The sequence below is a fragment of the Deltaproteobacteria bacterium genome, assembly GCA_018668695.1.
GTDB lineage: Bacteria > Myxococcota > XYA12-FULL-58-9 > XYA12-FULL-58-9 > JABJBS01 > JABJBS01.
Genome location: JABJBS010000248.1, coordinates 1 through 8,263, shown reverse-complemented (window position 1 = coordinate 8,263; position 8,263 = coordinate 1). Strand labels below are relative to the sequence as shown.

Annotated in this window: 9 protein-coding genes; 2 read left to right on the top strand and 7 right to left on the bottom strand. The window is 50.6% G+C overall.

The features are described 5' to 3' along the window. The 3 genes from HOK28_13265 to HOK28_13255 form a co-directional block, all read right to left on the bottom strand. Window positions 1-465: DnaJ domain-containing protein (locus tag HOK28_13265; protein ID MBT6434061.1), on the bottom strand; the 465-nt coding region annotated here is incomplete at its 3' end. Window positions 466-475: 10 nt separating this feature from the next. After that, window positions 476-1,468: a P-loop NTPase gene (locus tag HOK28_13260; protein MBT6434060.1), complete on the bottom strand. Its 993-nt coding sequence runs from the start codon at window positions 1,466-1,468 to the stop codon at window positions 476-478. A gap of 108 nt (window positions 1,469-1,576) precedes the next feature. After that, window positions 1,577-2,662, bottom strand: coding sequence for an alpha/beta fold hydrolase (locus tag HOK28_13255; GenBank protein MBT6434059.1), 1,086 nt, complete (start codon window positions 2,660-2,662; stop codon window positions 1,577-1,579). A gap of 273 nt (window positions 2,663-2,935) precedes the next feature. Here HOK28_13255 and HOK28_13250 point away from each other — a divergent pair, with 273 nt between their 5' ends. Then, window positions 2,936-3,208, top strand: a complete 273-nt coding sequence (locus HOK28_13250) for an RNA polymerase subunit sigma (protein MBT6434058.1) — start codon at window positions 2,936-2,938, stop codon at window positions 3,206-3,208. A gap of 37 nt (window positions 3,209-3,245) precedes the next feature. Here the strand turns inward: HOK28_13250 and HOK28_13245 are convergent, their stop codons facing one another. Beyond that, window positions 3,246-3,941, bottom strand: a complete 696-nt coding sequence (locus tag HOK28_13245) for a PilZ domain-containing protein (GenBank protein MBT6434057.1) — start codon at window positions 3,939-3,941, stop codon at window positions 3,246-3,248. Between the two features lie 111 nt (window positions 3,942-4,052). On the opposite strand from HOK28_13245, the gene recJ reads away from it, so the two are divergent. Continuing rightward, window positions 4,053-5,783, top strand: a complete 1,731-nt coding sequence (recJ, locus tag HOK28_13240) for a single-stranded-DNA-specific exonuclease RecJ (protein ID MBT6434056.1) — start codon at window positions 4,053-4,055, stop codon at window positions 5,781-5,783. 37 nt (window positions 5,784-5,820) lie between these two features. On the opposite strand, the gene HOK28_13235 is transcribed toward recJ, so the two are convergent. From HOK28_13235 to HOK28_13225, 3 genes are all read right to left on the bottom strand, one after another. Next, entirely contained in the window at window positions 5,821-6,690 is an 870-nt protein-coding gene (locus HOK28_13235; protein ID MBT6434055.1) for an acyl-CoA desaturase, read from the bottom strand. A gap of 165 nt (window positions 6,691-6,855) precedes the next feature. Continuing rightward, a complete protein-coding gene (locus HOK28_13230; GenBank protein ID MBT6434054.1) occupies window positions 6,856-7,593 on the bottom strand; it encodes a response regulator transcription factor in 738 nt (245 codons plus the stop codon). Next, on the bottom strand, window positions 7,590-8,263 hold a 674-nt coding region (locus HOK28_13225), incomplete at its 5' end, for a hypothetical protein (protein MBT6434053.1). The genes HOK28_13225 and HOK28_13230, both read right to left, overlap by 4 nt.

The window sequence follows — 8,263 nt, the reverse complement described above, 5'->3', positions numbered from 1 at the left end:
CGGCTCCGTCTGAGGCGCTGCACTTGGCTCAGTTCGAACGGTTTTTCGCGGCGCAAAGCGACTCTGATAGCGAGGCTCAACTTGAACCGACTGAAATTCGCCTTCGTCTATTTCTTCACCAGTATGCGAAAAAGATGTGTCTCCGGTGGAAACACTTGTGGCAACCGCCACACCCCGATCAGGAGTCACCGACGCCTGGGGGCTTACTGTTAACGAGGGGTAGCCCGCATCATCACCATCGTAATTGGCACGTTTTCCCGGATCGCTTAAGGTCTCAAAGGCCATTTGAACACGGCGCCGGCGACCTGCAAGCTCTGCATCATCAACCATGGAATAAAGGGCAAGGTAATCTGTCTCGATTTCAGATAGAATTCGCCGGTAAGCATTCATGACTTCATCATCATTGGCGTTTGGTCCTAAACCAAGCACCTCATAAAGACTTTGCTTATCGTCAAAATAAGTCACGAGAAGTTCCTTATAGTCCCAAGGACGTGACAACCTCACGAATGCCACGACTTGCTCCACAGTCAGGATGAGCCACCAGAAGTGGTTGCCTGCGCCTTACGGATTTCCAAACGGCGTCGTCATACGGGATCGTCCCCAAGAATTCCATACCAATACCAAAATACTTATGGCACGCCCGGGCGATCGCTCCGCCCAGCTTATACTCCTGCTCTGTTCTCGCTTGGTTCACAACAAGCTTTAGAGGCATTCTGCTTAGCTCTTGGTGTAAAAGCTCACCCGCCTCTTCATTTCTTTCCGCCACATACGCAACGAGATCGGCAGGTGTTTTTAAGCCTCGACTCTGCGGGTCCGAAATTGCATCGCGTAAAAGCGGTTTAAAATTCCAAGATGCCTGAAGGTGCTTTAGCCGTCGATAATAGGCCGCTTTGATAAACCGGTAAGCGTTTTCGATAGAAGTTGGTTCGGGAATCACGGTTAAGATGCCATGCTCAGCGATTAGGAAAAAATCGAGAATATTAAAACTGGTGCCACCACCCAAATCGACAATGACGTAGTCGACACCAAGCCGTGAGATTTCCCGTAACAAGCGAAGCTTTTGCGTATATTTCGGATTTGCTGCACCCAAAACATCCAGGGCGCCACTGATAAGCCCGAGGCCCTCTGTGTTGGTCTCGGTAACCACATCGGCAAGATTATCTACTTTTCGTCCGATGAAATCAGAGAGCGTTTGAACCGGTGTTGGTATTCCCAGGCAGGTGTGAAGGTTTGCGCCTCCTAAATCTGCATCGACCAAGACCACTTTAGCGCCTCGGCTCGCGAGGTGAACGCCCAGGTTCGCGCTGATGAGGCTTTTACCAATACCGCCTTTACCGCCACCAACGGCTATGACCTTTTGTCCAGGCTGTACGGCTTGAGCAAGTGCATCGAGCGGATTTGATTTTGAGTGAATATCACCCTCTAACGCATCGGCGGAAACGGGCGTCTCAAACTGAGAAGATTGCATTGGTTCCAAGCCTGACACTGCTTACCCCCTGATAACACAGTGATGAGTGGGTTAATCTAGGTCTTAAGTCTAACTCAGGGCCTACTCCGCAGCAATCACGCCAGTGCTCTAGTGGTCTTTTTCTGCAATAAAGCTCAAGACCAGCGGAAAAACCTCGCGCGGTGCATCCCGACCCACCAAGAGGTCAATATGCCCATAATCGATTGAATCCCCGAAACGCAGCCCCATCTCGCGGTAACGTAAATCACTGCTGGATACTCTGCCCGCCGAACGAAAGACTGCTTCAGGAGGCGCGATTCGGTCTTCACTCCCACTGATCATCATCATCGGTAACTCAATGGCTCCAAGTCGCTCTTCAAAATCGTAAGGTCCCTCGTAAGGCTCCGCGTTTGAGCTAAAGATCCGGTCACCCAGCTCTTTAAAAATTCTCAGCGGAATATCATCGATGGCCTCTTGAGCCATGAGGTTGATAACTGAGCGGTCCATATTCGCTTTGTTTAGGACCGTGCCATCCACCAGCCAAGCTCCCATAGCCGCCAGATTACCGGCCGCGCCGACAAGTCTTTTAAGGGGCACACGGATTCTGGTTTCGTTCGGCGTAATTTTGCGTGCAAGCTGTAAAAGCCGACTTTCACGCTTTTTAAGCTCCAGACCTTGGAGAAATGGTGTCCCAATGGTCGTTAAAGACTCGAGGAGCTCTGGTTGCTCGGTTGCAAGCGCAGAAAAAAGCATACCACCCATAGAATGGCCGACTCCGTGAATCGCTTTTGCACCTGAACGCTCCAGAACTTTATGAACAATGGCCGGTGTATCCAAGCGAGCATACTCGCCAAAGCCCCATTCATAATCTGGAGCCACGCCCTTGGGAGGACGACTTAGCCCGGCGCCTCGCACCTCACCCACATAAACATCGAAACCATGCTCCGCGGCCATTAAGGCCAGTGAATGGGCTGCATCAGCGTGCAAGTTAACTCGATTGGTGGCCATACCATGCAAAAGGACGATGGGATAATTGCGGTGAGGTGCTTGGCCTCTCCAGTGATGAATCGCCAGTGACCAACCATCTTCAGTGGTCGTGTAGATGGTTTCGGGATGAACGGAATAGCGCCGTGAACGAGCCGATTGTGACTGCACAACCAATTCGGGTGCAACCACTTCATTCTCTATTGGCATAACAACGCCAGCACTGGCCATATGACTTACCCCTTCCTAAGAACCCTATAACACCGGTCTGGCAAAAAAAATGACCATCTGACCGGGCTTCCCTGAAAACCCCCCAAGCAGCCTAGATCACGCATCGCGTCACCGCCAGGGAAATCTGTGGGATTTTTTAACAAATTTTGGCCATTTTTTTGACGGATCTTTTTATAGAGGTCATACTGGATACAGAATTGAATAAATATGTAGTAGTTTCAACATGATGGATAAGTAGGCGAAACGGATTCGCCTCGATAGAGGATAACTCTTATGACAAAAAGAATGAAGAATGCTTCCACCACAGCCACCCAAACGGTTCGTGAAAAAACGCTTAAGCTCACAGCGCAGGAAGAAAAAGTTGTTCGCATGCTTCACGGACTGCCCGCACCCGGGGATCACGTCCTAGAGCAAGTTGGTCAAGAATTTCCCGATACTGCAGCTCAGCTTGAGGCCATTGAAAGGCGTGCTTTCGAAGCAGCTGGACCACGGCAAAACCCAACCAAGCGTAAAATCATTAATAGCTTGCGACGAAAAGGCCTCTAGGCTTTACCCAATCAGGTCGGCTTTCGCGGCCTGCATTCTACTTTCCAAGATGAACGACCGACGGTAAACTCATGATGGCATCGATGAGATGCTCCATGGGTCCGTCTTCAAAGACAATACCGAAACCTGGCAGTTTGGGGCTTTGGCGCCATTTCCGTGTCCAGGCCACCCGTCCTTTGATTTCGAACGGTAAATCATAGAGGTCTCGGAGCTCAACGACGACCGGCATATCTTTCTCTGCTTGCTGATAAGTATGAAAGAAACAGCCTCGAGCGCCGATATTAAGGATTGTTCCCATTTCCCAGGCCTCATCCTCACCGAATTTAAGCCGTCCACGCAGCTGAACCGCCAATCTGACGTCTTTGCGTCGGATATCATCTCGGCTCCAAGCAGGACTGCCAATCGAAATTTCATCGAGTGCTTCTAGAAATGGGGCCCGGTTGATGGGGTGGGTCGAAATGACCATCAGACCACCGCCCGGCTTTTTACGACAGCGTAAGATCGGCCACCTTAGCTCAAGGTTCGTCAGTGCCACGATGGCGTCGCCGTTCATTTTTCGGCCGCTTACCATATCGACGATCACTGCAAGTGGGGGTCGACGGATACAGGTTTTGAAGACCTCGACAACATCATCAACCATTTCAACCTTGTGAGTCGCCTCAACCAGCTCGTTGCTGTAGCGACCTTGCCGCTCAGCATCACACAATACAACGAAACGATTATCAGTAACCATCTTGCATCCCTCCCTGGACGCCCGCTTCTAGTATATCAAGAAATGAGTCCAACGCGAAGACTGGTGAAAATGTCAGGGCAAAGGCGTATGAGACGTAATCAGGAGGTGGATATGAGCGATTTGAGTTACACCGGTAAAAAGTGGGTTTGGCCCGAGATGAAGAGCCATCCACAACCAACTCCCTTGGCCCCCTGGCTAATGACCATCCTAGGAAGCCGTGGCATTCAAACCGAAGATATCCCTGAATATCTCGATAAGTCTCTAAAAACACTACATGATCCACGACTTATGGCAGATATGGAGCCCGCAGTCTCGCGTCTTTGCGAGGCTATTACCTCCGGGGAACCCATCACGGTCTATGGCGATTATGATGTGGACGGCGTCTGCTCAACGACCGTACTTGTCGAATTTCTCCGTCAGGTAGGCGCCGTCGTGAGTTTCTATATCCCAGATCGACGCGCGGAGGGTTACGGACTTAATGTAGACGCTGTCTTAAATATTGCGACGCAGTCCAAAGTACTGATTACAACCGATTGCGGCATCACAGCTTATGATGAAGTCTGCGCGGCCAACGAGGCCGGTCTTGATGTGATTATTGTTGACCATCACCAAGTGCCTGAAGCCATGCCGCCAGCGGTCGCATGCCTCAACCCCCATCGCCCCGACTGCAACTATCCCTTCAAAGAGCTTTGCGCGGCCGGCGTCGCCTTCATCCTGGTAGCTGGTTTACGACGTGAGCTACGAGATCGAGACTTTTTTAAAGATGGCCGAGAGCCCGATGTGCGCACACTTTTAGATATTGTCGCGGTTGCAACAGTTGCAGATATGGTTCCTATTTGCGGCAACAACCGAGCTCTCGTCTTCGCGGGGCTGCGCCAAATGTCTCATGCCGCTCGCCCCGGTCTCAAAGCTTTGATGAAGGTCTCCGATGTCGAAGCCGACCGTATCTGCGCCTCTGACCTTGGGTTTAAAATCGGGCCTCGCATCAACGCCCGCGGTCGCTTGGACCATGCCGGAGCAGCCGTTGATCTCATGCTCACCCACGATATCAAGCAAGCCGAAGCACTGGCTCAAGCTCTCGATGATGCCAACCAAAACCGTCGGCAAATAGAGCAAGCCGCCGTGGAAAGCGCCATCGATGCCGTAGAAAATGAAGGCTACCTCAACTATGCCGCATTGGTTATCTACCACCCGCAGTGGCACCCCGGTGTACTCGGCTTGGTGGCCAGCCGCCTGGTGCGACGTTTTCACAGGCCGACCATCGTTATCGGAGAGGGAGGCAAAGGCTCTGCCCGCAGCATCCCAGGATTTGATATTTACAGTGGCATTGAAACCGCAGCTCATCATCTTGAACGGTTCGGCGGACACAAAGCGGCTGCGGGCCTCACCATCGCAGAAGATAATATTGAAGGCTTTCGGCGAGACTTTATTGGTGTTGTTCAAAGCTCCATCGGTGCCCCGCCCTACATTCCGGTCCTTCAACCAGATCTGGAGATGGACGCCGAAACGCTTGAACTGCAAATGGTCGACGAATTAGCAGCTCTGGGGCCATTTGGGCAAAAGAACCCAGAACCCCTTCTTGTTTCTCGAGGTGTCTCTATTCGAGACAGACGCATCGTTGGCAAAGACCATTTAAAGTTAAACCTAGGCGAGCGCGGCATCGATGCCATTGCCTTTGGGTTTGGTCCCTACATGAACAAGATGCCAGAAAAGATAGACGTTGCTTACCGCATTGAGCGTAATGTTTTTCGTGGCCGTGAGAATCTGCAATTGATGGTCGAAGACATTCGCCCACACGAAACACAACCGCCGGAAACAGAAGTCGTTCTAGACTCCATATAGAAGAGACCCCTTGGTCTTAAAGCTTTGAGATTACTCTTTAATTAGCGGATGCCACAACTTGGTTGACCTTCTTGCCACCGTTGTCACGAACATGATCTGGGATCTCTCGAAGATCCCAAACAATCCCAAGCCAGCTTAGACCCTTGAGCACATACCAAGTGATATCCACTTCCCACCAATAAAAACCGCACCGAGCCGCCGACTGATAGTAGTGATGATTGTTGTGCCAGCCCTCTCCCAGTGTCAGGAGTGCCAGGAGCCAATGGTTTCGACTGTCGTCAGAAGTTTCATATCGGCGCTTCCCAAAAACATGCGTTAATGAATTGATGGCGAACGTTGTGTGCCATGTGAAAACGGTACTGAGCATAAAGCCAATCAAAAGACCGGGCATCCCAAAAAGCCAAACTGTTGCCAAGGCCATCAAAACTGGTGGGACGAGAAAATGCTTATTGAGCCAAACCAGTTCAGGGTATTTGGCGAAGTCTTTAATCTGACTCCACTCCGTCTCACTGTTTTTATAAAAGAGCCAACCAATATGAGAATACCAGAAGCCATCCACAACAGGTGAGTGAGCATCTCCAGGCTGGTCCGATTTTTTATGGTGTACCCGGTGATGAGCTGCCCACCAAATGGCGCCTCGCTGCGCACTGCATTGAGCCAAGAAGGCTAAAACAAATTGAAAGATTCGACCGGTTTTAAAACTACGATGAGAAAAATAGCGATGGTAACCCGCCGTCACCGCCCACATGCGTACCGAATATAAAACAGCACAACACACAACAGACTCGAGTGTAACCCCGGTCCAAATAGCACCGAAAACCGATAAATGCACCAGGAGCATTGGGATGGCTCCCGACCACTCATAGTCGCGCAGGCGGCGTACGGTCTTTTTGTGTTCTTGCTGCATCGTAAAATTTGCGGGTGCTTGCATCGCATACTCCAATATCGAAACCATGCCCGATTTTAATTGAAGCCAATATGACCCAGCGTTCTCAAAAGTGAGTCAATTGTGCGTTAAAATGGTGTAAATTTATTGTAATTGGACTATTTCGACAGGACCAATTGCCCGGAGTCAGGGTAAAACGAACTTATAACCGGCCCCACGAACCGATTTAAAATACATCGGGTGCCGAGGATCTGGTTCGAAGTGTTTTCGCAAACGAACGATAAAGTTATCGACCGTGCGGGTGTTTGGATAGTTCTTCAGCTTCCAAACTTTCTCAAGCAGCTCGTCTCGGCTCAAAACCCTGCCCGGATTTTCCATAAAGTACCGAATCAAATCCAGCTCAAGCTGCGTCAAGTCCACCGGCTCATCGCCCACCAAAACTTCGTGGGTATCAAAGTTGATGTGTACCTTTCCAAAGGTCACCGACGTCTCAGGCTTTTCACGCTGCTCTGATGACTGTTCCCATTGACGGCGGCGCAGCAATGAACGCACCCGAGCGAGAAGCTCAGAAAGCTCAAATGGCTTCGTCAAATAATCATCAGCGCCTGCATCAAGACCTTGAACCCTATCAGATGCAGTATGGCGTGCCGTCAGCATCAACACAGGAAGATAGATACCTGACTTTCTCAATTGGCGGCAGAGGGTAAACCCGTCGATATCCGGAAGCATCACATCAAGAACGATTAGATTAAAACCTTCGGGATTAAGCAGCATTTCGCTCGCTTCTCGCCCTGTTCCGGCAAGCTCCACATCGTATCCGTCGAGTTCAAGGTTCAGCTTAAGGCCACGAGCTAAGTGAAGCTCATCCTCGACAACCAGCAAGCGGTACCGAGTATCATCATTTTCTATTTCTGCTTCACTCATGACTCTACCTGCTTGTCCATCGGTAACACCACTGAGATGGTCGTACCGCGGCCTTGTATACCTTCGGTAGCTTTTACCTGCCCTTCCAGGCTTTTCACAAGGCTTGCCACCACGAAAAGACCCAGTCCTGTACCGCGGCGCATGTTCACTTCCTCACCCGGTACCCTATAAAAGCGGTCGAAAACTCGTTTTTGAGAGTTTTTAGGAATGCCGATGCCATTGTCCGAAACATTGATTTGAATCTTCGCTGGCGCTGAACGGCTAACATCCAGCCTCACTTCGATGGGTTTATCTGAATACTTCACCGCGTTGTCCAGGAGGTTATTCAAGATAACTTCCAAGAGAGTCTCATCAGAGTTCAAAGTGAAGCCATCGGGAATAGTGGCCTGCACACTGTCTTTGTCCAACTTGTAGCGCTTGGAGACTCGAACAATGCATTGCTGAATCAACTCTTCTAAATTCACCTCGGTGAGCCGGTGCGTTGTTTTACCAAAGGCTACCCGGCTGGCGACCAAAACGTCATCGACAAATACGGAAAGTCTGTCGATGTCATCGGCCATCATCTCGAGCAACTCTCCACGGCGTGCTTCATCTAAGTGGTGTCGCTGCAGCGTTTGTACCATCAACAAAAGCGAGGCCAGCGGACTCTTCAGCTCGTGTGTTACCGAAT

What these genes read in the sequence shown, in the direction of transcription:
- HOK28_13255 (MBT6434059.1), bottom strand. Translation starts at nt 2,662, where the DNA reads ATGGCCAGTGCTGGCGTTGTTATGCCAATAGAGAATGAAGTGGTTGCA.
- recJ (MBT6434056.1), top strand. Translation starts at nt 4,053, where the DNA reads ATGAGCGATTTGAGTTACACCGGTAAAAAGTGGGTTTGGCCCGAGATG.
- HOK28_13245 (MBT6434057.1), bottom strand. Translation starts at nt 3,941, where the DNA reads ATGGTTACTGATAATCGTTTCGTTGTATTGTGTGATGCTGAGCGGCAA.
- HOK28_13260 (MBT6434060.1), bottom strand. Translation starts at nt 1,468, where the DNA reads ATGCAATCTTCTCAGTTTGAGACGCCCGTTTCCGCCGATGCGTTAGAG.
- HOK28_13235 (MBT6434055.1), bottom strand. Translation starts at nt 6,690, where the DNA reads ATGCAGCAAGAACACAAAAAGACCGTACGCCGCCTGCGCGACTATGAG.
- HOK28_13250 (MBT6434058.1), top strand. Translation starts at nt 2,936, where the DNA reads ATGACAAAAAGAATGAAGAATGCTTCCACCACAGCCACCCAAACGGTT.
- HOK28_13230 (MBT6434054.1), bottom strand. Translation starts at nt 7,593, where the DNA reads ATGAGTGAAGCAGAAATAGAAAATGATGATACTCGGTACCGCTTGCTG.